The organism is Ruegeria lacuscaerulensis (assembly GCF_013031245.1).
Classification (GTDB): domain Bacteria; phylum Pseudomonadota; class Alphaproteobacteria; order Rhodobacterales; family Rhodobacteraceae; genus Ruegeria; species Ruegeria lacuscaerulensis_C.
The window spans coordinates 108623-132945 of the sequence record NZ_WPZL01000006.1; the positions used below are offsets into that span (position 1 = coordinate 108623).

At 59.3% G+C, this 24323-nt stretch carries 25 protein-coding genes; 12 read left to right on the top strand and 13 right to left on the bottom strand.

Going from position 1 to position 24323, the window contains the following annotated elements; translation table 11 throughout:
- Window positions 1-32: 32 nt before the first annotated feature.
- Window positions 33-2576: a TIGR02302 family protein gene (locus tag GOX66_RS10235; protein ID WP_237212560.1), complete on the top strand. Its 2544-nt coding sequence runs from the start codon at window positions 33-35 to the stop codon at window positions 2574-2576.
- Between the two features lie 18 nt (window positions 2577-2594).
- Here the strand turns inward: GOX66_RS10235 and GOX66_RS10240 are convergent, their stop codons facing one another.
- Window positions 2595-3329, bottom strand: a complete 735-nt coding sequence (locus GOX66_RS10240; protein ID WP_170762230.1) for a zinc-ribbon domain-containing protein — start codon at window positions 3327-3329, stop codon at window positions 2595-2597.
- Between the two features lie 183 nt (window positions 3330-3512).
- On the opposite strand from GOX66_RS10240, the gene GOX66_RS10245 reads away from it, so the two are divergent.
- The 4 genes from GOX66_RS10245 to GOX66_RS10260 are packed head-to-tail and all read left to right on the top strand — an operon-like array spanning window position 3513 to window position 6415.
- Window positions 3513-4190 carry an ATP-binding cassette domain-containing protein gene (locus GOX66_RS10245; RefSeq protein WP_170762232.1) on the top strand — a complete coding sequence of 226 codons (678 nt, stop codon included), beginning with the start codon at window positions 3513-3515 and terminating at the stop codon, window positions 4188-4190.
- Window positions 4187-5086 carry a cell division protein FtsX gene (locus tag GOX66_RS10250; protein ID WP_170762234.1) on the top strand — a complete coding sequence of 300 codons (900 nt, stop codon included), beginning with the start codon at window positions 4187-4189 and terminating at the stop codon, window positions 5084-5086. The genes GOX66_RS10245 and GOX66_RS10250 overlap by 4 nt, the downstream gene beginning before the upstream one ends.
- A complete protein-coding gene (locus GOX66_RS10255; protein WP_170762236.1) occupies window positions 5083-5823 on the top strand; it encodes a lysophospholipid acyltransferase family protein in 741 nt (246 codons plus the stop codon). The genes GOX66_RS10250 and GOX66_RS10255 overlap by 4 nt, the downstream gene beginning before the upstream one ends.
- Window positions 5810-6415 carry a pyridoxamine 5'-phosphate oxidase family protein gene (locus GOX66_RS10260; RefSeq protein WP_170762238.1) on the top strand — a complete coding sequence of 202 codons (606 nt, stop codon included), beginning with the start codon at window positions 5810-5812 and terminating at the stop codon, window positions 6413-6415. Before GOX66_RS10255 ends, GOX66_RS10260 begins: the two co-directional genes overlap by 14 nt.
- 13 nt (window positions 6416-6428) lie before the next feature.
- On the opposite strand, the gene GOX66_RS10265 is transcribed toward GOX66_RS10260, so the two are convergent.
- The 11 genes from GOX66_RS10265 to mdh all read right to left on the bottom strand — a co-directional run bounded on the left by GOX66_RS10265 (window position 6429) and on the right by mdh (window position 18945).
- The gene (locus GOX66_RS10265; protein WP_170762240.1) at window positions 6429-7277 is read right to left on the bottom strand and encodes a tellurite resistance TerB family protein; all 849 of its coding nucleotides are present in this window, start codon (window positions 7275-7277) and stop codon (window positions 6429-6431) included.
- Window positions 7278-7417: 140 nt separating this feature from the next.
- A complete protein-coding gene (lpdA, locus tag GOX66_RS10270) occupies window positions 7418-8806 on the bottom strand; it encodes a dihydrolipoyl dehydrogenase (protein ID WP_170762242.1) in 1389 nt (462 codons plus the stop codon).
- A gap of 70 nt (window positions 8807-8876) precedes the next feature.
- On the bottom strand, window positions 8877-9146 hold the full coding sequence (locus GOX66_RS10275) for a hypothetical protein (RefSeq protein WP_170762244.1): 270 nt from the start codon (window positions 9144-9146) through the stop codon (window positions 8877-8879).
- A 2-nt stretch (window positions 9147-9148) separates the two neighbouring features.
- Window positions 9149-10669 carry a 2-oxoglutarate dehydrogenase complex dihydrolipoyllysine-residue succinyltransferase gene (gene odhB, locus GOX66_RS10280; protein ID WP_170762247.1) on the bottom strand — a complete coding sequence of 507 codons (1521 nt, stop codon included), beginning with the start codon at window positions 10667-10669 and terminating at the stop codon, window positions 9149-9151.
- Between the two features lie 3 nt (window positions 10670-10672).
- Window positions 10673-13630 carry a 2-oxoglutarate dehydrogenase E1 component gene (locus GOX66_RS10285; RefSeq protein ID WP_170762249.1) on the bottom strand — a complete coding sequence of 986 codons (2958 nt, stop codon included), beginning with the start codon at window positions 13628-13630 and terminating at the stop codon, window positions 10673-10675.
- The gene (locus GOX66_RS10290) at window positions 13627-14169 is read right to left on the bottom strand and encodes a DUF805 domain-containing protein (protein WP_170762251.1); all 543 of its coding nucleotides are present in this window, start codon (window positions 14167-14169) and stop codon (window positions 13627-13629) included. Before GOX66_RS10290 ends, GOX66_RS10285 begins: the two co-directional genes overlap by 4 nt.
- Before the next feature lie 135 nt (window positions 14170-14304).
- Entirely contained in the window at window positions 14305-15000 is a 696-nt protein-coding gene (locus GOX66_RS10295) for a hypothetical protein (RefSeq protein WP_170762254.1), read from the bottom strand.
- Window positions 15001-15005: 5 nt separating this feature from the next.
- A complete protein-coding gene (gene sucD, locus GOX66_RS10300) occupies window positions 15006-15887 on the bottom strand; it encodes a succinate--CoA ligase subunit alpha (RefSeq protein WP_170361385.1) in 882 nt (293 codons plus the stop codon).
- An 80-nt stretch (window positions 15888-15967) separates the two neighbouring features.
- The gene (locus GOX66_RS10305) at window positions 15968-16459 is read right to left on the bottom strand and encodes an RDD family protein (RefSeq protein ID WP_170762255.1); all 492 of its coding nucleotides are present in this window, start codon (window positions 16457-16459) and stop codon (window positions 15968-15970) included.
- Window positions 16460-16467: 8 nt separating this feature from the next.
- Window positions 16468-17661 carry an ADP-forming succinate--CoA ligase subunit beta gene (gene sucC / locus GOX66_RS10310; protein WP_170762257.1) on the bottom strand — a complete coding sequence of 398 codons (1194 nt, stop codon included), beginning with the start codon at window positions 17659-17661 and terminating at the stop codon, window positions 16468-16470.
- Window positions 17662-17982: 321 nt separating this feature from the next.
- Complete coding sequence (gene mdh / locus GOX66_RS10315; protein ID WP_170762259.1) at window positions 17983-18945, bottom strand: malate dehydrogenase; 963 nt, start codon at window positions 18943-18945, stop codon at window positions 17983-17985.
- A 160-nt stretch (window positions 18946-19105) separates the two neighbouring features.
- On the opposite strand from mdh, the gene GOX66_RS10320 reads away from it, so the two are divergent.
- Complete coding sequence (locus tag GOX66_RS10320) at window positions 19106-19861, top strand: sulfite exporter TauE/SafE family protein (RefSeq protein ID WP_170762261.1); 756 nt, start codon at window positions 19106-19108, stop codon at window positions 19859-19861.
- On the opposite strand, the gene GOX66_RS10325 is transcribed toward GOX66_RS10320, so the two are convergent.
- A complete protein-coding gene (locus GOX66_RS10325; protein WP_170762263.1) occupies window positions 19862-20161 on the bottom strand; it encodes a hypothetical protein in 300 nt (99 codons plus the stop codon).
- Window positions 20162-20339: 178 nt separating this feature from the next.
- Here GOX66_RS10325 and GOX66_RS10330 point away from each other — a divergent pair, with 178 nt between their 5' ends.
- From GOX66_RS10330 to sdhC, 6 genes are all read left to right on the top strand, one after another.
- A complete protein-coding gene (locus GOX66_RS10330; protein ID WP_170762265.1) occupies window positions 20340-21197 on the top strand; it encodes an HpcH/HpaI aldolase/citrate lyase family protein in 858 nt (285 codons plus the stop codon).
- Window positions 21198-21203: 6 nt separating this feature from the next.
- Window positions 21204-21758 carry an NnrU family protein gene (locus GOX66_RS10335; RefSeq protein ID WP_170762267.1) on the top strand — a complete coding sequence of 185 codons (555 nt, stop codon included), beginning with the start codon at window positions 21204-21206 and terminating at the stop codon, window positions 21756-21758.
- 12 nt (window positions 21759-21770) lie between these two features.
- Window positions 21771-21977 carry a DUF1737 domain-containing protein gene (locus GOX66_RS10340; protein WP_170327177.1) on the top strand — a complete coding sequence of 69 codons (207 nt, stop codon included), beginning with the start codon at window positions 21771-21773 and terminating at the stop codon, window positions 21975-21977.
- Window positions 21977-23005 carry a MaoC family dehydratase gene (locus tag GOX66_RS10345; RefSeq protein ID WP_170762269.1) on the top strand — a complete coding sequence of 343 codons (1029 nt, stop codon included), beginning with the start codon at window positions 21977-21979 and terminating at the stop codon, window positions 23003-23005. Before GOX66_RS10340 ends, GOX66_RS10345 begins: the two co-directional genes overlap by 1 nt.
- A gap of 58 nt (window positions 23006-23063) precedes the next feature.
- Window positions 23064-23726 carry a DUF1194 domain-containing protein gene (locus GOX66_RS10350; protein WP_170762271.1) on the top strand — a complete coding sequence of 221 codons (663 nt, stop codon included), beginning with the start codon at window positions 23064-23066 and terminating at the stop codon, window positions 23724-23726.
- A 199-nt stretch (window positions 23727-23925) separates the two neighbouring features.
- Window positions 23926-24312, top strand: coding sequence for a succinate dehydrogenase, cytochrome b556 subunit (gene sdhC, locus GOX66_RS10355; RefSeq protein ID WP_170762273.1), 387 nt, complete (start codon window positions 23926-23928; stop codon window positions 24310-24312).
- Window positions 24313-24323: the final 11 nt, after the last annotated feature.

The following is a 24323-nucleotide window of genomic DNA, read 5'->3' on the forward strand; positions in this document are numbered from 1 at the left end:
ATAGGCGCGCAGGCCCGATCAGGAGGCCCGCCTTGAGCGCAAGACAGACCCTGCCGATCCCCAAGTCGTCCCTGTGGCTTACGTACGCAGGGATGCTGGCCGAGCAGGTTTTGCGGGCGTTTTGGCCGTTCTTCTCGATATCCATGGCGATTCTGGCCGCTTTGATGCTGGGCTTGCAGGATCATGTCATGGTCGAGATCGTCTGGGCCGTGGGTGCGGTGGCGCTGATCGGGTTGGCCGTTTCTCTGGTCTGGGGCATCAGGCGATTCCATGGGCCCACACGGGCCGAGGCGCTGATGCGGCTGGATGCGTCCCTGCCGGGGCGTCCCATTCAGGCCCTGATGGATGATCAGGCGATTGGCGCATTGGACGCGGACTCGGTGGCCCTGTGGCGTGCGCACCAGAGCCGCATGGCGCAAAGGGCGGCGCAGGCGGAACCGGTCCGGCCGGATCTTCGGTTGGCCGAACGCGATCCTTATGCCCTGCGCTATTCTGCTTTGCTGGCACTGGTGATTGCGGCCCTGTTCGGGTCCTTCTGGCGGATCGGCTCAGTGGCCGAGATGGCGCCCGGAGCAGCCGTTGCCGCGCAGGGGCCCAGCTGGGAAGGCTGGGTCGAACCACCGCGTTATACCGGGTTGCCGACGCTCTATCTGGCGGATCAATCCGACCCGACGCTGTCCATCCCGCAGGGCAGCCGCATAACTCTGCGGTTTTATGGTGATGTCGGGGCGCATAGCCTGACCGAAACATCAACGCCTCTGGGCACAGAAGCCGCAATCGAGCCAGAACAGGAATTTGTGGTCGAACGCTCGGGCGAACTGAAGATCGATGGCCCAGCGGGCCGAGATTGGACGTTGGACGTCATTGCGGATTCAGGCCCCCGGATTGCGGTCGCTGGTACCGCCGAGTCAGAAGCAGGTGGGCATATGAAGCTGCCATTCACCGCAAGTGATGACTACGGAGTGGTCTCCGGAACAGCCCTGATTGAGCTCGACCTGGCCTCGGTGGATCGCCGTTACGGTTTGAACACCACCCCCGAACCGCGCGAAGAGATTGAAGTTGAACTGCCGATGCCGATCACCGGTGACCGGTCCGACTTCACCGAGGATATGATCGAGGATTTCTCGCAGCACCCCTGGGCGCATCTTCCGGTCAAAATCACGCTGATGGCCCGGGACGCGGCCGATCAGGAAACCCAATCCGAACCTTATATGACAGCGCTGCCCGCGCGGCGCTTCTTTGATCCGCTGGCTGCTGCGGTGATCGAACAGCGGCGTGACCTGCTTTGGTCGCGCGATAACGCGACACGGGTATCGCAGCTATTGCGGGCGGTTTCGCATCTTCCCGAAGGGTTCTTCCGCTCGAACACTGCCTATCTGCGGCTGCGCGTGACCCTGCGCCGGTTGGAGATGTTCAATGATTATGAGCTGAAGCCCCAACAGCAGGAAGAAATAGCACAGGCCCTGTGGGATTTGGCGGTCATGATCGAGGACGGCACGCTGGCCGATGCGCTGGAACGTATGCGCCGTGCCCAGGAACGTTTAACCGAGGCGATGCAGAACGGCGCAAGCGACGAGGAAATCGCCGAGTTGATGCAGGAGCTGCGTGAGGCGACTCAGGACTATTTGCGGCAGCTGCAGCGTCTCGCGCAGGAAAACGGGGAGGGCGGCGAGAACCAGCAGGGTCAGAACGGCGAATCCCTGCAGATGACGCAGGACGATCTGCAACGGATGATGGATCGCATTCAGGAACTGATGGAACAGGGCCGAATGGCTGAAGCGCAGCAGGCGCTGGAAGAATTCCAGCGGATGATGGAGAACATGCGCGTCACCCAAGGCCAGGGTCAGGGTCAGCAATCCGAGGGTCAGCAAGCCATGGAGGGTCTGGCCGAGACCCTGCGTGAACAGCAGGGCCTCAGCGATCAGGCGTTCCGAGATCTTCAGGAACAGTTCAACCCCGGAGCACAGGCCGGTGAAAACCAGGGCAACGAAGGCCGCTCGGGCGGACAAGGCCGTGGTCAGAGCCATGAGGGGCAGGGCGGACAGGGGCAAGGGTCCGATCAGGCAGGCGATGGCCAGCAGGGTCAGGGTTCGCTTGCGGATCGTCAGCAAGCCCTTCGGGATGAGTTGGGGCGTCAACAGCAGAGCCTACCGGGTGCGGGTACGCCCGAGGGCGAGGCTGCCCGGGATGCGTTGGGCCGCGCGGGCCGTGCGATGGACGAGGCGGAACAAGCCCTGCGGAGCGATGATCTGGCAGAAGCCATCGACCGCCAGTCCGAGGCGATGGAGGCCCTGCGCGAAGGTATGCGGTCACTGGGTGAGGCATTGGCCCAAAATCAACAGAATCAGCCGGGCCAGGGCGCGCAGGACGGCGATATGCAAGCCAACAACCGCGATCCGCTGGGGCGCAGCCCGGGAACGAACGGGTCGATTTCGACCGATGAAAACCTGCTGCAAGGCGAAGATGTTTACCGGCGCGCACGCGAATTGTTGGACGAAATCCGTCGGCGTACCGGGGATACAGATCGCCCCAAGATCGAATTGGAATACCTCAAGCGCCTGCTTGAGCGGTTCTAGGCTTACTCCGAAATCAGATCAGTTCTGCGTTGCGCCAGAGGTTTGCGCCTCGAGCCACACCCGCGCCTGATCCACGATGGACACGTATGAATCAAGGATTGGATCGGCTTGCGGCACCGCTTCGCTGATTTGTTGCGCGTTGCCGTAAATTAGCAGCAAGACAATCCCGATAATCACAATCAGAGCGAACCCGCGCAGGAACCCACCTCCCGACTTGCGCGGAGAAGACTGCGCGTCTTCGGCCTGATTGGCAGGGTCTTCGCTCAGCAAGCTGGAATTGATTGCAGTCACGTCCGGAAGCGCTTCTTTCTGACCTGCATCAGCTGCGGTTTCGGTGGTAGTAATATCCTTGACTGCTTTCTCGGGTTCGGGGGGCGTATCCAGTGCCAGATCGGGCTGGGTTTCCAGGCCGCCCCCTTCCTGCGCGCGCAGTTCTGTTTCTCGTGCGGCTTCTTCCTTTAGGATATTGGCAACGGCCGGATCGACGTTTCCAGTTGCCGCAGATCGCTCGGTCGGCGCTGCCGGTTCAGGGTCCGCCTGTGGTTTCGCGGCGGGTTCAGGCTGAAACTCGATTTCTTCGGATTTGGTGTCTTCAACGACAGGTTCCGGTGCCTGTGGGGCTGTGTCTTCCGGATGCTTGGGCTGAAACCAGGTTTTCTCGCAATTCGAACACTGAACGTCGCGGCCTTCCTCGGGAATGACCTCGTCTGGAACCTCGTATTGGGCACTGCAATTCGGACAAGTTAGACGCATGCTGCCTCCCGGCCGGGACCTCGACCTGATAATAGTTTTTTCAGGGATGATATTCCGTTAAGACCTGACCGCAAAGGGTCTTTTCGGTTTCTCGGCTCAAATGTCGCCAATTCGACCCGGTGCAGGCATTGAAACAACGACCGCGCTCGGGCAAGAAGAGCGGCAACAAATTTGGGGGCCCTTGTGATCGAGCTGGAAAATGTCAGCTACACCTATGGTGATGGTGAGTTGCTGAGCGACGTGTCCCTTCAGTTGCAACCGGGATCATTCCACTTTCTGACCGGCCCGTCGGGTGCCGGAAAGACAACGCTACTCAAGCTTTGTTACGGTGCGTTGCTGCCCACGTCCGGACGGCTGAGCGCATTTGAGCAGGACGTAGCGCGTCTTGGCCGGGATGATATGGCCTTGCTGCGCCGTCGGATCGGGGTTGTGCATCAGGATTGCCGGTTCCTGGATCACATGACGCTGGCCGAAAACGTCGCCCTGCCACTAATGGTCTCTGGGCAAGCGGAATCAGCGCAGAAAGAGGATCTGAAGGAACTGCTGAACTGGGTCGGTCTGGGTACCCGGCTGGACTCGCGTCCACCGGAATTGTCGGGCGGTGAACGTCAGCGCGCCGCACTGGCCCGCGCCGTGATCCTGTCGCCGGATGTGGTGCTGGCGGACGAACCCACCGGCAATGTCGACTGGGAGATGTCGCAGCGCCTGCTTCGCCTGCTGGTCGAACTGAACCGGATGGGCAAGACGGTACTGATCGCGACCCATGATCTCAGTCTGATCCGTGCGGCCAAAAGCCGGGTTCAGGCTCGGGTCTTGCGTATCTCACAGCGTCAAATTCAGCTGGCAGGGGCCGACCTATGAGCAAGAGCACCCTCCGAAATCTGCTGCAACGGGATGCGCGTGCCGACCGGGTTGTACCGCCTACCGGCTATACTGCGCATCTGACGCTATTCGTGTCCGGGGCGATGGCCTTTCTGGCCGTCTTCGCGTTGGCGCTGTCGCTGGCCTCGGGTCGGCTGGCGGATCGCTGGGCGACCGAACTGGCCGGGGCGGCAACCCTGCGCATCAACGCCCCAACGGAACAGCTTGCGGCCCAGACCGATGCGGCGCTGACCGTGCTGGGTCAGACCCCAGGCGTTGCTTCGGCGCGTGCGCTCACAGCGGAAGAGCAGGCCGCGCTGCTGTCCCCGTGGTTCGGGGCCGACCTGCCGCTGGACACGTTGCCCGTACCGCAACTGATCGAAATTGTTGAAGGCGAACCTGGGCTGGACGCTGCGGGCCTGCGCCTGCGGCTCGGGGCCGAGGTTCCGGGGGCCGTGCTGGACGATCACACGCGCTGGCGCGAGCCACTGGTGGATGCCGCGATGTCCCTTAGACGTCTGGGCTGGGTCGCGATTTTGCTGATCGGCAGCGCGACGGCCGCGATGATCACATTGGCCGCCAATGCCTCGCTTGCCGCAAACGCACAGATTATCGAGGTACTGCGCCTGATCGGCGCCCGCGACAGCTTTATCGCCCGCGCCTTTGTCCGGCGCTTCACCTTTCGCGCCTTCTTTGGCGCAGTTGTCGGAGTGCTGTTTGGATTGACCGGTGTGTTGCTGCTGCCCGAAGCCTCGGATGAGGGCGGTTTTCTGACCGGCTTGGGCTTTCAGGGATTGGGCTGGCTTCTGCCTGCCCTGATCCCGGTGCTGGGCGCGGGGGTTGCCTTTCTGGCAACATGGGCCGCCGCCAGCCGCAAATTGAAGGAGCTTTCATGATCACTGCGTTGCAATGGGTCCGCTCTCTGATCTTCATGGTCGTGATTTATGCCTGGATGCTGTTCCTGGGTCTCGTGTTTGCCCCGTACGCCCTGTTTTCCAAACACGGCGCATTGCAGGCCTGCAAGACCTACGCCCGTACGACAATCTGGCTGGCACGCTGGCTGGTCGGCATTCGCTGCGAGGTTCGCGGAAAGGTGCCGGTCGGTGAAGTTGTGATCGGAGCAAAGCACCAGTCATTTCTGGACATCATCATTATCTTTGACGCCGTGCCGCATGGAAAGTTCATCATGAAACGAGAGCTGCTGTGGACGCCTGTCATCGGCATGTATGCCCGTCGCCTTGGGTGTATACCGGTAAATCGTGGAAAGCGCGGCGCGGCTGTGGCGAAAATGGTCAAGGACGTCGCCAAAGAGTTCGCGGAACCCGGCCAGCTGGTCATTTACCCGCAGGGAACGCGTGTCGCTCCGGGCGTGCATAAGCCCTACAAGGTCGGAACCGCGGTTCTGTACGAGGGGCTGGGCTTCCCCTGTGTTCCCGCCGCCACAAATGCGGGCGTCTTCTGGCCCCGGACGGGGGTGATGCGCAAACCCGGTCTGGCGATTGTCGATTTTCTCGATCCGATTGAACCGGGTGTCGCGCGGGACTCGTTCCTTGGGCAGCTTGAGGACGTTATCGAAACACGGTCCAATGCACTGATGGAAGAAGTGGGGTTTGATCCAAATGGAGTTCATTAAGGACATCGAAACGCTTGAAAGCCTCTATGGCACCCCTGGCGTGCCCTCCCTGCGAAAGGTGGCGTATCGCCTGACGCCGCTCTACCGCAAATGGATCATGGCGTCACGTCTGTGCATCCTCAGCACGGTCGGCCCGGAAGGTGTCGATGGCAGCCCGCGCGGCGATGAGGGACCGGTGGTGCTGGAGCTGGATCCGAACACTCTGGCCATGCCGGACTGGCGTGGCAACAATCGGCTGGACAGCCTGCGCAACATCGTGCGTGATCCGCGCGTGTCGTTGCTGTTCGTCGTACCTGGTTCGAACAATGTGGTGCGCCTGAACGGAACCGCCCGTCTGACTGTGGATGAAGACTTGCGAGCCCGGTTCGAGAAAAACGGTAAGCGTCCAGCGACCGTCGCCGTCATCGAAATCGCCGAGATCTACACCCAATGCGCCCGTGCGATGTTGCGCGCACGCACCTGGACCGTTGGTGATGAAAGCGACGCGCTGCCCAGTATGGGGGATATTCTGGCCGAAATGACCGAAGGCGAAGAAGGCGGCGCGCGCTACGATGAAGAATGGGGCGCGCGCGCCGCAAAAACGATGTGGTAGGATCAGCGCCTGATTACGCCGATTTGGCCGTCAACGACTGGAACATCGCCTTTACCTCGTCGGGGTGGATGAGTAACCCGCGGGCCAGTTTCTGGACAAAGACCGACTCTTTCTGATCCAGATGGCCATCCGCACCGACGACCATCAGAGTGGCTTGCAGGACCATCCGTTTCTGATCTGTGGTCAGGCCCCGTCCGAATGCAATGAACTGGGCGTCGGTCGGATTGGCCTCGGCCATTTCGAACATCCGGCGAATGCGGGCCTCCTCGAATGTTGCGCCGGTTATCTGCTTGGCGATATCGGCCATTATGGCAACCTCAGAGGCGTCCAGCTTACCGTCCGCTTTTGCGGCGTGGCACATGGCATCCATCACCTGAAGCGCCGCCGGAGGTACCCCGCCGAATTCCGCGTGGCGCTGGCGCTTTCGGGCCGAACGGCCCGCTGTTTTGATCCCGGCGAGGATTAGCAGGACCGCAATGGCACCCAACCCCCAAAAGCCCGAGAGCATGTCGGCAGTCGACATAACGGGTTGCTCCGGCAGATCGCTGGGAAAGTCTCCAAGCGCTTTGCCGAGTTCCAGTTTCTCGGCGGTCAGATTGTAATAGCTGTCGCTGTCACACCCGTTCGGGGCCAGAACATAGCCCTTGGAACTGCGCCAGATACCGGCAAAAATGACATGAGTTTTTTTGGTCAGATGGCACAGCGCCAGTTTCTGCCCGGCGTTGTCCTCGATTTCGGTCTGAGCAATCAGACTCATCTGCTCGGCAGTGCCCCAGACACCGCCGCCGCGCCTGGCCTGAGCCTCGTCGCCAAAGAACATAGTGAAAAAAAGCGCCGTTGCGCAAAGAGTTAGGAACCGCATTTTTTGCCTCAATGAGTGTACCGCGTAAATAAGTCAGTGCACCCGGGTTCTACCTAAAGGAGAGCAAAATTGAGGCTGAACAACGTCACAAAAAAGGCGGGCACTTAGGCCCGCCTTTCATCCGTTTCAAATCTGCCTGATCAACTGTGGATTGGCCCGTCACCACAGGCCAGGGCAGCCTCGCGAACCGCTTCCGAGTAGGTCGGGTGGGCGTGGCAGGTCAGGGCCAGATCCTCGGCTGAGGCTCCGAATTCCATTGCGACGCAGACCTCATGGATCAGATCGCCCGCGGCCGGACCTATGATGTGCCCGCCGAGGATACGGTCGGTTTCCTTGTCGGCCAGAATCTTGACGAAACCGTCGGCGGCAAAGTTGGCTTTGGCGCGGCCATTGCCCATGAACATGAACTTGCCGATCTTGTAGGCGCGACCCTGCGCATTTAGCGTTTCTTCGGTCTCACCCACATTGGCAACCTCGGGCCAGGTGTAGATAACCCCCGGAATGACGCCATAGTTCACATGGCCGTGCTTGCCCGCGACCTGTTCGGCCGCCGCCATGCCTTCGTCCTCGGCCTTATGGGCCAGCATCGGGCCTTCAGTGACGTCACCGATGGCATAGATGCCCGGCACGTTTGTTTGCCAGTCCGCGCCCACCTTGATCTGGCCATGCGGCGTCATCTCAACACCCAGCGCCTCAAGCCCCAGACCGTCCGAGAACGGTTTGCGCCCGGTGGCGACCAGAACAGTGTCGGCGTCGATCACATGCTCGCTGTCGTCCTTGCGCAGCTTGTAGGTGACCTTGGCCTTGGTCTTGGTGGCTTCGGTCTTTTGAACCGCAGCGCCCATGACGAATTTCAGGCCCTGTTTCTTGAGAATACGCTGGAAGGTTTTCTGCACCTCGGGGTCCATGCCCGGCGTGATCACGTCGAGGAATTCGATGACCGTCACCTCGGCCCCAAGTCGCTGGTAGACCGAACCCAGTTCCAGCCCGATTACGCCCGCGCCGATGACGACCATCTTCTTTGGAACCTTGCCCAGCGACAGCGCCCCGGTCGAGGTCACAACAACTTTTTCGTCCACCTCAACACCAGGCAGCGACGCAGGTTCGGACCCGGATGCAATGATGATGTTCTTGGCCTCGTGCACCTCATCGCCCACTTTGACCTGACCTGCGGCAGGGATCGAACCCCAGCCCTTGAGCCAGTCGATCTTGTTCTTCTTGAACAGGAACTCGATGCCCTTGGTGTTACCCTCGATGGTTTCTTCTTTGTAGGCCTGCATCTGCTTCCAATCGACCGAGGGGCTTTTGCCCTTCAGACCCATTTTGGCAAAGTTATGCTCGGCCTCATGCAGTTGGTGGCTGGCATGCAGCAACGCCTTCGATGGGATGCAACCCACGTTCAGGCAGGTGCCACCAAGCGTTTCACGCCCTTCGACCACGGCGGTTTTCAATCCCAGTTGCGCGCAACGGATGGCGCAGACATAGCCGCCGGGACCGGCGCCGATTACGATGACATCATAGTTTGCCATTATACTCTCCTAATTCGCCCGGGCAGCCCGGCGTCTGCATGATCCAGCTCTGACGGATCACGGCGTGTTTTCAAACAGGTTCCAACAGCTTGATCGAGATATGCGCGATACCGCCGCGCTCGTGGTGCATTGCCAGCTCCTCGGACCCGAAAAAGTCTCTCGCCTTTTCAAGATTGGTAACTTCGAACATGGCGATTGCGTGATCCTTCTGATCGGGGTCACGCCAGACGTGCAAGTCGCGGATACCCGCGGCCTTGCGCATAGGCTTGTCCTCGCGGAACACTTTCAGCCAGACATCGAAATCGGCCACATCGGCCTGCCAGAGTACATGTGTCGCCATGATTACAGATCCATCAGCAGTCGGCGGGGGTCTTCCAGCGCCTCTTTTACGCGAACAAGGAAGGTTACGGCGCCTTTACCGTCAACGATCCGGTGGTCATAGGACAGGGCCAGATACATCATCGGGCGGATCTTGATCTCACCGTTGATGACCATCGGGCGGTCCTGAATCTTGTGCATGCCCAGAATGCCCGATTGCGGCGGGTTCAGGATCGGCGAGGACATCAGCGAGCCGTACACACCACCGTTCGAGATGGTGAAGGTGCCGCCCTGCATCTCGTCCATGCTCAGCTTGCCGTCGCGGGCACGTTTGCCTTTTTCGGCGATGGCTTTCTCAATGGCGGCAAAGGACATGCTATCGGCGTCGCGGATGACCGGAACCACCAGACCCTGCGGGGTACCAGCGGCCACGCCCATATGCACAAAGTTCTTGTAGACGATGTCGGTACCGTCGATCTCGGCATTGACCTCGGGCACCTCTTTCAGCGCATGACAGCAGGCTTTGGTGAAGAAGGACATAAAGCCCAGACGCACAGCGTGCTTCTTCTCGAACTGATCCTTGTACTGATTGCGCAGGGCCATCACTTCGGTCATGTCCACCTCGTTATAGGTGGTCAGGATCGCAGCGGTGTTCTGCGCATCTTTCAGACGCTTGGCGATGGTCTGGCGCAGACGGGTCATGCGCACGCGCTCTTCCCGCCCGGCATCCTGGGCCGCAACCGGCGCGCGCGGAACTTGGGCCGCGGGGGCGGGCACAGTCGCCGCAGGCGCTGGGGCCGAAGCCGTTGCAACGGCGCGGGCCACGTCCTCTTTCATGATGCGACCATCCCGGCCTGTTCCGGTAACCTGATCCGCCGAAAGGCCAGCCTCGGCCATGGCTTTCTCTGCCGACGGCGCATTGGCAACGTCTTTCCCGCCAGCTGAATCGCCACCGCCCGCAGGCGCAGCAGGGACCGAGGGGGTCACAACAGCACCGGCCGCCGCGCCCGAGATTACAGCCAGCTTCGCCGACGCATCTACGGTCGCACCTTCCGGGGCTACGATTTCCGCGAGTACACCCGCCGCAGGAGCAGGAACTTCGACGGAAACCTTGTCGGTTTCCAGTTCACACAGCATCTCATCCTGCGCGACACTGTCGCCCACCTGCTTGAACCATGTCGAAACGGTCGCCTCGGTTACGGACTCACCTAGGGTGGGCACCATGACGTCAACGCTGCCACCGTTTGCGGCCGGAGCTGCCGCCGGGGCCGGAGCAGCAGCCGCCGCAGGGGCAGCAGCAGCGGCAGCACCTGCGGCGATGGTCGCCAGCAGCGCATCTACACCAACAGTTTCACCTTCGGTGGCGACAATCTCGCCCATCACGCCAGCAGAAGGCGAGGGCACTTCGACGGTGACCTTGTCGGTCTCCAGCTCGCACAGCATCTCGTCTACCGCGACAGCGTCGCCGGGCCTTTTGAACCATGTCGCAACCGTGGCTTCGGTCACCGACTCGCCAAGCGTGGGAACACGAACTTCAATGGACATCGATTATTTTCCTTCAATGCTCAGCGCTTCGTCGACCAGCGCTTCTTGTTGGGCTTTGTGTTGGCTGGCCAGACCCGTTGCGGGCGAGGCCGAAGTGGCGCGGCCGACATAACGCGGCCGGGTATGCGTGGCGCCGATGCGGGTCAGTACCCACTCGATATTCGGCTCGATAAAACTCCAGGCACCCTGGTTCTTGGGCTCTTCCTGACACCAGATCATCTCGGCACCCTTGAATCGCTCTAGCTCGTTGATCAGCGAATGCGCCGGGAAGGGGTAGAATTGTTCGATCCGCATCAGATAGATATCGTCGATGCCGCGTGCGTCGCGTTCTTCCAGCAGGTCGAAATAGACTTTGCCGGAACACATCACCACGCGTTTGATCTTGTCGTCCTTGACCAGTTTGGTGTCCGAGTTGCCTTTCTGCGCGTCGTCCCACAGCACCCGGTGGAAGCTGGAGCCGGTAGTGAAATCCTCGGCATTGCTAACCGCCAGCTTGTGACGCAGCAACGATTTCGGCGTCACCAGAATCAGCGGCTTACGGAATGTGCGGTGCAGCTGGCGGCGCAGGATGTGGAAATAGTTCGCAGGCGTGGTGCAGTTCGCCACGATCCAGTTGTCCTGACCGCACATCTGCAGGAACCGTTCCAGACGGGCGGACGAGTGTTCCGGCCCCTGTCCCTCAAACCCGTGCGGCAGCAGGGTCACCAGACCTGACATGCGCAACCATTTGCTTTCGCCCGAGCTGATGAATTGGTCGAACATGATCTGCGCGCCATTGGCAAAGTCACCAAACTGTGCTTCCCAAAGCGTCAGTGCGTTGGGCTCTGCCAGTGAAAACCCGTATTCAAAGCCCAGCACCGCATATTCGCTGAGCATCGAGTCGATCACTTCGTAATGCGCTTGACCCGCGCGTATATTGTTCAGCGGATAATAGCGTTCTTCGGTTTCTTGGTGCACGAAGCCCGAATGACGCTGACTGAACGTGCCGCGCGTCGCGTCCTGACCGGACAGGCGCACCGGATAGCCTTCGGTCAGCAGAGAGCCAAAGGCCAGTGCCTCGCCCGTCGCCCAGTCGAACCCCTTGCCAGAGTCGAACATCTGTTTCTTGTGATCCAGAAGCCGGGCAACGGTTTTGTGCACCGCGATATCAGCCGGGGCGTGGGTCAGGGCGTTGCCGACCTCGGCCATCGTCTCGGGCTTGATCGCGGTGTCGCCGCGTACATACTCTTCCTTGCTTTTGTCCATGTGGGACCAGCGCCCGTCCAGCCAGTCAGCCTTGTTGGGTTTGAAGTCTTTGCCGGCGTCGAACTCATCGTTGAGATGGGCCTGGAACGCGGCCTTCATGTCCTCGATCTCGCCCTCGGGGATCAGGCCATCCTTGACCAGACGCTCGGTATAGAGGCTGAGCGTAGTCTTATGGGTCTTGATCTTCTTGTACATGATCGGGTTGGTGAACATGGGCTCGTCGCCCTCGTTGTGCCCGAACCGGCGATAGCAGATGATGTCGATGACCACGTCCTTGTGGAACTTCTGTCGGAACTCTGTTGCCACCTTGGCTGCATGCACGACCGCCTCAGGGTCGTCGCCGTTCACGTGGAAAATCGGCGCCTCGACCATCAGAGCAATGTCAGTGGGGTAGGGCGAGGATCGCGAGAAGTGCGGTGCTGTGGTGAACCCGATCTGGTTGTTTACAACGATATGCATCGTGCCACCGGTCTTGTGACCCTTCAGACCCGACAGGCCGAACCCTTCGGCCACCACACCCTGACCGGCAAAAGCCGCATCACCGTGCAGCAAGATGCCCATCACTTTGGTGCGGTCGGTGTCCTTCAACTGATCCTGCTTGGCGCGCACTTTGCCCAACACAACCGGGTTCACGGCCTCAAGGTGCGATGGGTTTGCGGTCAGCGACAGGTGCACGCTGTTGCCGTTGAAGTCACGGTCGCTGGATGCGCCGAGGTGATATTTCACATCACCCGATCCATCCACGTCCTCGGGCTTGAAACTGCCGCCTTGGAATTCGTTGAAAATGGCCCGGTATGGCTTGCGCATCACGTTGGCCAGAATGTTCAGGCGGCCCCGGTGCGGCATGCCGATGACGATGTCGCTGACACCCAGCGCCCCGCCGCGTTTGATGATCTGCTCCATCGCCGGGATCAGAGCCTCGCCTCCGTCCAAGCCAAACCGCTTGGTGCCCATGTATTTGACGTGCAGGAATTTTTCGAACCCTTCAGCCTCGACCATCTTGTTCAGAATCGCCTTGCGGCCTTCGCGGGTGAACGAGATTTCCTTACCATAGCCTTCGATCCGCTCTTTCAGCCACGCGGCCTGCTCGGGGTCGGAGATATGCATGTATTGCAGCGCGAACGTGCCGCAATAGGTTCGCTTCACGATGTCCACGATCTGGCGCATGCTAGCCATCTGCAGGCCCAGCACGTTGTCGATGAAGATCGGCCGATCCATGTCGGCATCGGTGAAGCCATAGGTCTTGGGGTCCAGCTCGGGATGGGTGCTGGCCGCGCGCATACCCAACGGGTCCAGATTGGCGGCCAGATGGCCCCGGATGCGATAGGCCCGGATCAGCATCAGCGCCCGCAGGCTGTCCAGCACGGCGCGTTTGATCTGCTCATCGCTGACCTCAACCCCTTTGGCCGCAGCTTTGTCCTTGATCTTCTTGCCTGCCACTTTGGCGTCAATCTCGGCCCATTCACCGGTCAGCGCGCCGGTCAGATCGTCCGCCGGCATCGGAGGCCAGTCGGTGCGGGCCCAGGACGGGCCTTCAGCCTCTTTCTGGACATCCGGCGTGGCGTCGCCCATCGCCTGGAAGAACTCGGCCCAGGCGGCATCTACCGCCCCGGGGTTCTTTGTGTACTGGGCGTATAACTGCTCCAGATATTCAGCGTTATGCCCCTGCATAAAGCTTGAGGCATGAAAGGCAGAGTTGGGCGTATGTTCGGTCATGGGACTACCTCATGTGGGTTGGGACCGTATTGATTGATGCCTGGTTGGCTGGGGCGGGCCAGCCACCACAGCACCAGAAGGGGAGACACAAACAGAACAAGAAGTGTCGGAAGGACGATCAGCAGCGTGGCGCGGGTAAACAGAATGTCCAGATTGCCTCCGTGCCGGAAACTGGACGCAAGACCGATGCCAAAGACCAGAACCGCAAAGGCCCCAAGGATCAACAGGATCGGCAGCAGCGCATAAAGTCCGCTGCGCCCGGTATCATGCATCCGCCGCCATGCGACGGCTAGATGCGGGAAGAACACGATCAGGCCGACGATGCTTTGCACCGGTGCCGTGGACGTGGCGGTGACGGATTTCACCTCATCGCTCTGGCTGACCGAAACCTGCGTGAAGAACTGCGCGTCGATGATCCCGGCAATAAAGCTCCAGATCACGATGAACAGGAAAAAGAACCAGTATTCGGGCCGTGAGGCACGTCCCGAGAAGGTGAAGAACTTGGAGAAACAGGTGCGGATGGCGTCAGAGAAGGTCATCTTTGCTTCCCCGCCATAGCGCTTTGCTTTTTCGCGCGATTTGAGTTCAAGGGCCTAAGCCCTTTAGACAGGCAGGGAACCCTCTTTGTTGGCAAAGGAAATATTTCATCGCCCTCAGTCACCGCCGGGTTCCTTTTATTTTGGCCGCATTGATGTGTGAACAAAAAAGTCGGCACTCAATGAGAGTCCCGAAAGCGCATCAATTTTGTCCGTATTATAGTAGCCTAAAGTCATACCTCTTGATCGCTGGTTTGGTTCCGGCAAGAGAATTGGAGACACCGCAATGAAGTATTCCGAACTTTCGCTTTCGTCCCAGCCAGAAAACTCCGAAAACTCTGAAAGGCTGCGGCGGTTAGCCCGTTCCGCGGCAAGTTCGTCAATCCAAATTTTTACGTTCTTGCCAGAGCCGGTTGCCCAGCACAGAACCCTGCCATTAGGCTCTTTCATGGTCCGAAGGACGTAGTGTTCGTCGGCGTCCGCAGGTTTGAAATACAAGATGAAGTCGAAGGATTTCTCGATTTCTCTCGCGATATCAGCTTTGTTTTTAGCAATGATGCCACGATGCAGATCATCCCCCAGGTCTTGACTGAGTTCACTCAGGGAGTCGAAAACCGACAGATCATGCCGGGCTTCTTTTGAAAGGTTGTTGGGATCAATTGCCTCCCACCCAATCGCCTCCAGTGCGCTTTGATAATCCGCCAACTCTTCCAATACGCTCATACAGACCGAGGCGGTCTTTTGTAGCCTAGAGCCATCAGCATAAGCCGGTGAAGCAACAACGGCGGCAAACGCACCCATAAGCAATAGACGTGAGAGTTGGCGGATGATCATATCCTTTACCCAATCGCTTCCAGCACAGCCTCACCTAGCTGCGCGGGGCTTTCGGCCACGACGATGCCGGCCGAGCGCATGGCTTCGATCTTGTCTTCGGCACCGCCCTTGCCGCCGGCGACGATCGCGCCTGCGTGGCCCATGCGGCGGCCCGGAGGGGCTGTGCGGCCGGCAATGAAACCGGCGGTCGGTTTCTTGCGGCCCTTCTTGGCCTCATCCGCCAGGAATTGCGCGGCTTCTTCCTCGGCCGAGCCACCGATCTCACCGATCATGATGATCGACTCGGTCTCGTCATCGGCCAGGAACCATTCCAGCACGTCGATATGCTCGGTGCCTTTGATCGGGTCGCCGCCGATGCCAACGCAGGTGGACTGGCCCAGACCCACATCGGTGGTCTGCTTGACGGCCTCATAGGTCAGAGTGCCCGAACGCGACACAACGCCGACCGAACCGCGCTTGTGGATGTGGCCGGGCATGATGCCGATCTTGCAGGCGTCGGGCGTAATCACACCGGGGCAGTTCGGGCCGATCAGGCGTGAGCTTGAGCCTTCCAGCGCGCGCTTCACCTTCATCATGTCCAGAACCGGGATGCCTTCGGTGATGCAGACGATCACCTCCATCTCGGCATCAATCGCTTCGAGGATCGAGTCGGCCGCAAACGGCGGCGGCACATAGATCACGCTGGCATTGGCTTCGGTCACGGCTTTGGCCTCGTGGACCGAGTTGAAAACCGGCAGGTCCAGATGGGTCATCCCACCTTTGCCGGGGGTCACGCCGCCGACCATCTTGGTGCCATAGGCGATGGCCTGTTCAGAGTGGAATGTGCCCTGCGAGCCGGTAAAGCCCTGACAGATCACTTTGGTATTTTCGTCGATGAGGACTGCCATTTGGCGTTCTCCTTTTGCGGGCGGTCGTCGTTCCGCCATGTCGTTTTAAGAAAGGCGAGATTTCTCGCGCCTTTGGCTATCTACGCTTTTTGACTGAAGTGAACGGGCTCTGCAGGCTTACGCTCGACAACAACAACGGTCTTTGCCAGTTTGTCGTGCCAGCCCTGATTTCGAGGGTCCAAAAGCACCCAAAAGTAGCCAGCGCACAGAGGGATGAACGAAAGGAAGTAGGCAAGGTATCGTCCAATCGCCTGACCCAACGAGGGTTTCTCGCCGGTTTCTGCATCCACAACCTTCAACTTCAGGACTATTTTCCCCGGAGTTGCAGAGAGCGTTACCCAAAACACTACAACAGCAAATGCGGGAGCGACCCAGTTTATCAAAAAGTCGGCCGGACCAACTATGATATCCGGGTTGTCGAAGTAGTGATTGCCATAGATGGACAGCGAAAGCGGGATTGTAATCAGCGAGATAATCACCGCATCGATTAGCATTGCAGCAAATCTGACGCCGAATCCGGCATAGGATACGAGAGCTTCTGGCTGGGACGATGCGCCGTTGTTTCCGTTCATCTTGTTCTTCAACCCTTAACCGCCTTCACGATCTTCTCGGCACCGTCTTTCAGGTTGTCCGCCGCGATCACGTCGAGGCCAGAGGTGTTGATGATCTCTTTGCCTTTCTCGACATTCGTGCCTTCCAGACGCACAACCAGCGGAACCTGCAGGCCGACCTCTTTCACCGCGGCGACAACGCCCTCGGCGATGACGTCACAGCGCATGATGCCGCCGAAGATGTTGACCAGAATGCCTTTGACCTGCGGGTCCGAGGTGATGATCTTGAACGCTTCGGTCACTTTCTCTTTGGTGGCACCGCCGCCGACGTCGAGGAAGTTGGCAGGCTCGGCGCCATAGAGCTTGATGATGTCCATCGTCGCCATCGCCAGACCGGCGCCGTTGACCATGCACCCGATCTCACCATCCAGCGCGATGTAGTTCAGGTCGTATTTGGAGGCTTCCAGTTCCTTGGGGTCTTCCTCGGTCGTGTCGCGCAGCTCGGCAATATCCGGGTGGCGGTAGACCGCGTTGCCGTCAAAGCCGACCTTGGCGTCCAGCACCTTGAGGTCGCCGCTGTCGGACACGATCAGCGGGTTGATTTCCAGCATCTCCATGTCCTTCTCAACGAAGGCCTGGTACAGCTGACCCATCAGCTTGACGCATTGCTTGATCTGTGTGCCCTGCAGGCCCAGTGAGAAGGCGATGCGACGGCCATGATAGGCCTGATAGCCGGTTGCCGGATCGACTGAGAAGGACAGGATTTTTTCCGGAGTGGCAGCGGCCACCTCTTCGATGTCCATGCCGCCTTCGGTCGAGCAGACGAACGAGATGCGGCTGGTTTGACGATCAACCAGCAGGGCCAGGTAGAGTTCGCGCTCGATTCCCGAACCGGCTTCGATGTAGATTCGGTTGACCTGCTTGCCCACCGGGCCGGTCTGATGCGTGACCAATGTGCGGCCCAGCATCTTTTTGGCTTCTTCGGCCGCTTCTTCAACCGATTTGGTCAGACGGACACCGCCCTTTTCACCGGCGTCGGCCTCTTTGAAGGAGCCCTTGCCGCGTCCACCTGCATGGATCTGCGCTTTGACAACCCAAAGGGGGCCATCCAGCTCACCGGCTGCGGTTTTGGCTTCCTCGGCGCGCAGAACCGCGCGACCTTCGGAGACCGGAGCGCCATAGCTGCGAAGAAGAGCTTTGGCCTGATATTCGTGAATGTTCATCGAAATTGTCCCGTCTGACTACGATTACATCGTTATAGGGGTGTCTAGGGGGCAAATATAAAGGCTTTTTTGACCGGAAAGAGGTTTTTCTCGAAGATTTTCCATATTTGTGATCACAGTTTTTTAGGGTGTGATCACAAAAATTAAAGCTGTATGAATTTGATTCGAAAATCCGCAACCCCTTTCAGAAAACACATTCAATAAGGGTATTTGCGACGTTTGCGCCAACATGCGCGACTTGGGATATGGCCGGGATGGCCCGTGGTCAAAAAGAAAACCGGCCCTAAATCGGGCCGGTTCTGAAATAAGTTGGCAGTGGTGTTACGCCAGCGAGTTGTCGATGCCTTTACAGGCCTCGATCAGGCCCTTCACGGCGTTGACCGAGTTGTCGAAACCGGCCTGTTCTTCTTCGTTGAGCTGAATGTTGACGATGCGCTCGATACCGCCCGCGCCGATGACGGTGGGAACGCCGACATACATGCCTTCAACACCCAGTTCGCCATTGCAATAGGCGGCGCAGGGCAGAACGCGCTTCTGGTCCTTCAGATAGGCTTCGGCCATTTCGATCGCCGAGGTGGCAGGCGCATAGAAGGCCGAACCGGTTTTCAGCAGGCCAACAATCTCGGCGCCGCCGTCACGGGTGCGCTGGACGATGGCGTCCAGTTTGTCCTGCGTGGTCCAGCCCATTTCCACCAGGTCGGGCAGCGGGATGCCGGCAACGGTCGAATAGCGCACAGATGGCACCATGGTATCGCCGTGGCCGCCCAGAACGAACGCGGTGACGTCACGCATGGACACGTTGAATTCTTCCGACAGGAAGTGCGCGAACCGGCCCGAGTCCAGAACGCCAGCCATGCCGCAGACCTTGTTGTGCGGCAGGCCCGAGAACTCACGCAGAGCCCAGACCATCGCGTCCAGCGGGTTGGTGATGCAGATGACGAACGCGTCGGGGGCGTTGGCTGCGATGCCTTCGCCGACCGACTTCATAACCTTCAGGTTGATGCCCAGCAGGTCATCGCGGCTCATGCCCGGTTTGCGCGGCACACCGGCGGTCACGATGCAGACGTCGGCGCCTGCGATGTCCTCATAGGACTGAGTGCCTTTCAAAGCGGCGTCGAACCCTTCGGACGGGCCGGATTCAGCGATATCAAGCGCCTTGCCTTCCGGGGTGCCCTCGGCGATGTCGAACAGGACGACGTCACCAAGTTCCTTCATTGCTGCGAGGTGGGCGAGCGTGCCGCCGATCTGACCTGCGCCGATCAGCGCGATCTTGGGTCTGGCCATTTGGAAAATCTCCGGTCGGTTTTGAAATCGCGGTTTTGCTAGTCCTTAAATGGCTTTCGCGCAAGGGTCCTGCGGCGCGGCATGCAAGCGCATACCGTTGCGCAGCGATCGGTGATTGCGCTAAACGGCCAATGAGACAAGCCTATTCAAGGGACGCCGCATGTTCGAGTTGAACCTGATGTTTTTTGCAGTGGCGATCCCTGCTGTGATCTTTGCCGGTATCTCGAAGGGTGGGTTCGGGTCGGGTGTGGCCTTTGCGTCCTCGTCGATTCTGGCACTGATTTTAGAGCCGGGGCAGGCGTTGGCGTTGATGCTGCCGATCCTGATGGTAATCGACGTAGCCACGCTAGGGCCGTATTGGAAACGCTGGAGCTGGCCGGATTCACGCCTGTTGATCCTCGGCGCGGTACCCGGTGTGGCGCTGGGCGCATGGCTGTATCGCGCCACCAATGACGATTTGTTGCGCCTGCTGATCGGGGCGATATCAGTTGGTTTTGTGGTCTGGCACATTTCGCAAGCCAGGGGCTGGGTGCGCGGTTTTGCCAATCGTCTGTCGTCCCCTGCTGGCCTGTTTGCCGGATTGGTTGCCGGGTTCACCAGCTGTGTTAGTCACGCGGGTGGCCCGCCGGCGGCCGTGTACCTGCTGTCGCAACGCCTGACGAAGACCGAGTTTCAGGCCAGCACCGTGCTGGTTTTCTGGGTAATCAATATCGCCAAATTCGTGCCCTACGCCTACCTGGGTCTGTTTACCTGGCACACAGCCTGGGCCGACCTGTTGCTGACCCCCTTCGCGATTTTGGGTGCGTGGCTGGGCGTCCGGGCGCATTTCATGCTGTCCGAACGCCTGTTCTTTGGCATCGCCTATGTGCTGCTGACCTTAACGGGCAGCAAACTGATCTGGGACGCGTTGACCTGATCAGGCATTGGGCGGCAGTGCTTCGGCCATCGCCTCATAGGATTGACCCGAGGCGACAAGGCAGGTGATCCCGTCCGGAAGTGTTACCGTGATCGTCCAGCTTCCGGTTTGATCCGACGCATAGACCTCCATGACCGCGCCCTGCCGGGCAATACCGATTCCCCGGCGCGTTTCGCCATAAGTTTCAGCCAGCCGTTTCACCACATCCTCGCGTGGGGCGCAGCTTCGGGCATGCACTTGTTGAGCGGCCAGCACCCAGATTCCAAGACCCATGGTCATCTTAAACAACATATTATTCATCTCCGTACCCCTTCGATTCCATCTGGAAATCAGGGTGCGACCAGCAGACCGATATCCCGTTAAGGCAACGCACGTTGCGTGGAATGTGCCCAAATGCTGCAGCGCGGCGATTTTGCGCTTGAACTTTCCGGCAAAAAATGCCCCATTCCGCGCAACAATATTTCTCTGGGAGAAGCCAATGGACCCGCGCCAGCGCCCCTATCGCTCTGTTCTGTATATCCCCGGTTCAAGGGATCGTGCGCTGGACAAGGCCCGCACCTTGCCCGTGGATGCAATCATCTTTGACCTCGAAGACGCGGTCGCTGCTGATGAAAAAGAAAACGCGCGCGAGACGCTCAAGGCTGCTCTGGCTGCCGGGGGATACGGCGCGCGGGTCAAGATCGTGCGCATCAACGGGCTGGATACTGAATGGGGCCGCGCCGATGCTGAGGCTGTGCGCGACATGGATGCGGATGTGGTTCTGCTGCCCAAGGTGAACTCGGCTGCCGATGTGGACGCGCTGGCTGCGATCACCGGCGATCTTCCAATCTGGGCGATGATGGAGACGCCGCGCGGGATGCTGAACGCGGCCGGGATTGCGGCGCACCCGATGATGGCGGGTTTTGTCATGGGTACCAATGATCTGGCCAAAGAGCTGCAAACCCGTTTCCGACCCGACCGCTTGCCGCTGATGACGTCGTTGGGGCTATGCCTGCTGGCCGCCAAGGCCGAAGGACTGATTATCGTCGACGGTGTCTACAACGCGTTCAATGACGGTGAAGGGCTTGCCGCTGAATGTGCACAGGGCCGCGACATGGGCTTTGACGGCAAGACTCTGATCCATCCGGCGCAGGTCGATATCACCAACGCGGCCTATGCGCCTTCGGACACGGAAATCGACCTGGCCCGCCGTCAGATCGCAGCCTTCGAAGAGGTTGAAGCGCAAGGGCAGGGCGTTGCTGTCGTAGACGGGAAAATCGTCGAAAACCTGCACGTTGTAACTGCCCGCGAAATTCTGGCAAAAGCAGAGGCTATTACAGCTTTGCAAGCGGGGTAAGCCAGCATGGGCTTTGTTCTTCTCATTCTTGGTGTGGCGCTTTGGTGGGCCGCGCATCTGTTCAAGCGCGTGATGCCGCAGCAACGCGCTGCGATGGGCAGCGCTGGTAAGGGCGCGGTGGCGCTGGCGCTGGTGGTGGCGATTTTGCTGATGATCTTCGGTTATCGCATGACCGACACGATCTTTGTCTGGGCACCGCCAACCTTTCTGGTTCACGTCAACAATCTTCTGGTCCTTTTCGCTTTTTATCTGATGAGTCCCGCCGGAACCAAAGGCCGCCTGCTGAACAAGGTGCGCCATCCGATGCTGGGCGGGTTCAAACTGTGGGCCTTTGCGCATTTGCTGGTGAATGGCGATCTGGCATCCATCATCCTGTTCGGCGGTCTGCTGGCCTGGGCGGTCGTGGAAGTGATCACAATCAACCGTTCTGAGCCTGACTGGACGCCCGGTGAGGCCGGAACCTACGGCAAGGACGTGATGTTCTTTGTCGCGTCGATCGTTCTGTTGGGTATCGTCGGCTATATCCACGGCTTGGTCGGCCCTTCCCCGTTCGGTTCATAAGGATTTGACGATATGGCAAAACTCTACCGTCTGTTGACCGAAGAAGACACATCCGCTTTCTGCCACAAGGTGTCGGATGCACTGGCAAAGGGGTGGGAGCTGTATGGCGACCCGTCCTATGCCTATGACGAAAACAGCCGGATGATGCGCTGTGCGCAGGCCGTGACCAAAGAGGTCGAGGCCGACTACTCCCCCGAAATGAAACTGGGACAGCAATAATGGCAAAAACCAATCCGGGCCGCTTTTTCGAGGACTATTCCGTCGGGCAGGTGCTGCATCACGCGGTGCCGCGCACCGTAACCGACGGCGAGCGTGCGTTGTATCACGCACTCTATCCGGCGCGACACGCGCTGTATTCCTCGGGCGAGTTCGCCCGGAATTGTGGATTGCCGCAAAGCCCGATCGACGATCTGGCGGCGTTCCACGTGGTGTTTGGCAAAACTGTTCCCGATATCTCGCTGAACGCGGTTGCCAATCTGGGCTATGCCGAGGGGCGCTGGCTGAAACCGGTCTATTCCGGTGACACGCTACGGTCCGAGTCCGAAGTGATCGGGGTCAAGCAGAACTCGAACGGCAAAACCGGCGTGGTCTGGGTGCGTACGCGCGGCTTGAACCAGCGCGATGAGGTGGTCATCGAATACGTGCGCTGGGTGATGGTGCGCAAAGCGAATATCGACGCTCCCGCGCCCGAGGCGGTGGTGCCGGACCTGAAAAACGTGCTGGAGCCAGGCGATCTGGTGGTGCCCGAGGGTCTCGATTTCTCGAACTATGATTTTGTTCAATCCGGCGAAGCCCATCGCTGGGGCGATTACGAGATCGGTGAAACCATCGATCACGTCGACGGCGTTACCGTAGAAGAGGCCGAGCATATGCTGGCCACTCGCCTGTGGCAGAACACGGCAAAGGTGCATTTCGACCTGACCTTCCGCCCCGATGGCCGGCTGATCTATGGCGGTCACGTCATCTCAATGGCGCGGACCCTGTCGTTCAACGGTCTGGCAAATGCGCAGATGATCGTCGGTCTCAACAGCGGCGCGCATGCGAACCCCTGTTTCGCAGGCGACACGATCAAGGCCTGGTCCGAAGTTCTGGACAAGGCGGAAACTGATGTACCGGGTGTAGGCGCCATTCGCCTGCGCCTGGTGGCGACCAAGGGCGGTGAGCCGTTCGAGCTGAAAAACGCAGACGGCCGTTACATACAGAACGTTCTGCTGGATCTGGACTATTGGGCGCTTATGCCGACCTGACAGCCGCTGGTGACATTCATTTGAACGCAGTCCACGCCAATCGTGCTAGGCTGTGTTCATGGCCCTGCTTCGTTCTATTGCCGTCTGCCTTTGTCTGACCCCGCCCGCCATGGCGTGCGACCTCGCGCTGGCGTTGGCGGTGGATGTATCCGGATCGGTCGATACATCGGAATACCGGATTCAGATGGATGGTCTGGCCGCAGGTCTGCGGGACCCTGTCGTGTCGGAGGCTCTGGTGCGCGGACAGGCGCGGTTGATGCTTGTGCAATGGACGGGGTCTTCGCGCCAGAAGGTGACAATCCCCTGGACGCAGATTGATGGCTTTGAAACACTGGATCAGTTCGCTGACAAGGTGGCCAACGACCCCAGGATCTGGCGCAACTTTTCAACGGCGATAGGTGAAGCCCTTGAGATGACCATGTCCAGTTTTGACTCTGTTTCGGATTGCAAGCGTCATCTCATCGACATTTCAGGCGACGGCGTGTCCAACGAGGGGGTCGAACCCTCCGAATTGCACGGCGTGTTACGCACGCGTGGCGTGACGGTGAATGCCATCGCAATTGAGGAAAGCGAACCGGACCTCACGGCCTACTTCTTTGAGAATGTCATAGTCGGTGAGGGGGCTTTTGTGGTTTCGGCAACAGGATTTGCAGACTATCCCGAGCGGATTCGCAAAAAATTACTGCGTGAGGTTACCCAGCAAACCGCCGGGTTGGACTAGGCACAAAAGAGATTCGCGGCCTCAGGCGCTAACATCGAAGCGATGTTATTTCATTTGTGATCACGACATTATTTTGTGTGATCACATATGCGCAATATCCGCCAATTTGAGCCAATTATCAGCTTTTTTGCATCTGCAGCACGTGACAGAGTCGCAAAAACCAGTAAAACGTTCGGTAGCCAACCGAAAAGGAGCCGCCATGGCCGATGTTAATCGGGGCAATCGCCCGTTATCGCCGCACCTGTCGATCTATCGCCCACAACTGACTTCGGTCACGTCCATACTGACGCGGATCACTGGAAACGCCATGATTGTGGCTGCCCTGTTGATCGTGTGGTGGTTCCTGGCCGCGGCGACGTCGCCCGAGGCGTTCGAGCGCGCGAATTGGTGGCTGACCTCGGTTCTGGGCGATCTGGTCATGGCGTTCTCGCTTTGGGGGCTGTGGTATCACACTCTGGCCGGTGTCCGGCACCTGATCTGGGACAATGCAGTCGGCTTGGATCTTCCCATCGCGGAAAAGCTGGGATGGGCGGTTGTGATTGGCTCGGTCGTTCTGACCCTGATCACCCTGCTGATCGTCGCTTAAAGGAGGCCTGA

Excerpts from the sequence above, each read along its gene's own strand:
- GOX66_RS10240 (WP_170762230.1), bottom strand. The coding sequence starts at position 3,329 with ATGCGTCTAACTTGTCCGAATTGCAGTGCCCAATACGAGGTTCCAGAC.
- GOX66_RS10250 (WP_170762234.1), top strand. The coding sequence starts at position 4,187 with ATGAGCAAGAGCACCCTCCGAAATCTGCTGCAACGGGATGCGCGTGCC.
- GOX66_RS10255 (WP_170762236.1), top strand. The coding sequence starts at position 5,083 with ATGATCACTGCGTTGCAATGGGTCCGCTCTCTGATCTTCATGGTCGTG.
- GOX66_RS10260 (WP_170762238.1), top strand. The coding sequence starts at position 5,810 with ATGGAGTTCATTAAGGACATCGAAACGCTTGAAAGCCTCTATGGCACC.
- GOX66_RS10265 (WP_170762240.1), bottom strand. The coding sequence starts at position 7,277 with ATGCGGTTCCTAACTCTTTGCGCAACGGCGCTTTTTTTCACTATGTTC.
- lpdA (WP_170762242.1), bottom strand. The coding sequence starts at position 8,806 with ATGGCAAACTATGATGTCATCGTAATCGGCGCCGGTCCCGGCGGCTAT.
- GOX66_RS10275 (WP_170762244.1), bottom strand. The coding sequence starts at position 9,146 with ATGGCGACACATGTACTCTGGCAGGCCGATGTGGCCGATTTCGATGTC.
- odhB (WP_170762247.1), bottom strand. The coding sequence starts at position 10,669 with ATGTCCATTGAAGTTCGTGTTCCCACGCTTGGCGAGTCGGTGACCGAA.
- GOX66_RS10285 (WP_170762249.1), bottom strand. The coding sequence starts at position 13,630 with ATGACCGAACATACGCCCAACTCTGCCTTTCATGCCTCAAGCTTTATG.
- GOX66_RS10290 (WP_170762251.1), bottom strand. The coding sequence starts at position 14,169 with ATGACCTTCTCTGACGCCATCCGCACCTGTTTCTCCAAGTTCTTCACC.
- GOX66_RS10295 (WP_170762254.1), bottom strand. The coding sequence starts at position 15,000 with ATGATCATCCGCCAACTCTCACGTCTATTGCTTATGGGTGCGTTTGCC.
- sucD (WP_170361385.1), bottom strand. The coding sequence starts at position 15,887 with ATGGCAGTCCTCATCGACGAAAATACCAAAGTGATCTGTCAGGGCTTT.
- GOX66_RS10305 (WP_170762255.1), bottom strand. The coding sequence starts at position 16,459 with ATGAACGGAAACAACGGCGCATCGTCCCAGCCAGAAGCTCTCGTATCC.
- sucC (WP_170762257.1), bottom strand. The coding sequence starts at position 17,661 with ATGAACATTCACGAATATCAGGCCAAAGCTCTTCTTCGCAGCTATGGC.
- mdh (WP_170762259.1), bottom strand. The coding sequence starts at position 18,945 with ATGGCCAGACCCAAGATCGCGCTGATCGGCGCAGGTCAGATCGGCGGC.
- GOX66_RS10320 (WP_170762261.1), top strand. The coding sequence starts at position 19,106 with ATGTTCGAGTTGAACCTGATGTTTTTTGCAGTGGCGATCCCTGCTGTG.
- GOX66_RS10325 (WP_170762263.1), bottom strand. The coding sequence starts at position 20,161 with ATGAATAATATGTTGTTTAAGATGACCATGGGTCTTGGAATCTGGGTG.
- GOX66_RS10330 (WP_170762265.1), top strand. The coding sequence starts at position 20,340 with ATGGACCCGCGCCAGCGCCCCTATCGCTCTGTTCTGTATATCCCCGGT.
- GOX66_RS10335 (WP_170762267.1), top strand. The coding sequence starts at position 21,204 with ATGGGCTTTGTTCTTCTCATTCTTGGTGTGGCGCTTTGGTGGGCCGCG.
- GOX66_RS10340 (WP_170327177.1), top strand. The coding sequence starts at position 21,771 with ATGGCAAAACTCTACCGTCTGTTGACCGAAGAAGACACATCCGCTTTC.
- GOX66_RS10345 (WP_170762269.1), top strand. The coding sequence starts at position 21,977 with ATGGCAAAAACCAATCCGGGCCGCTTTTTCGAGGACTATTCCGTCGGG.
- GOX66_RS10350 (WP_170762271.1), top strand. The coding sequence starts at position 23,064 with ATGGCCCTGCTTCGTTCTATTGCCGTCTGCCTTTGTCTGACCCCGCCC.
- sdhC (WP_170762273.1), top strand. The coding sequence starts at position 23,926 with ATGGCCGATGTTAATCGGGGCAATCGCCCGTTATCGCCGCACCTGTCG.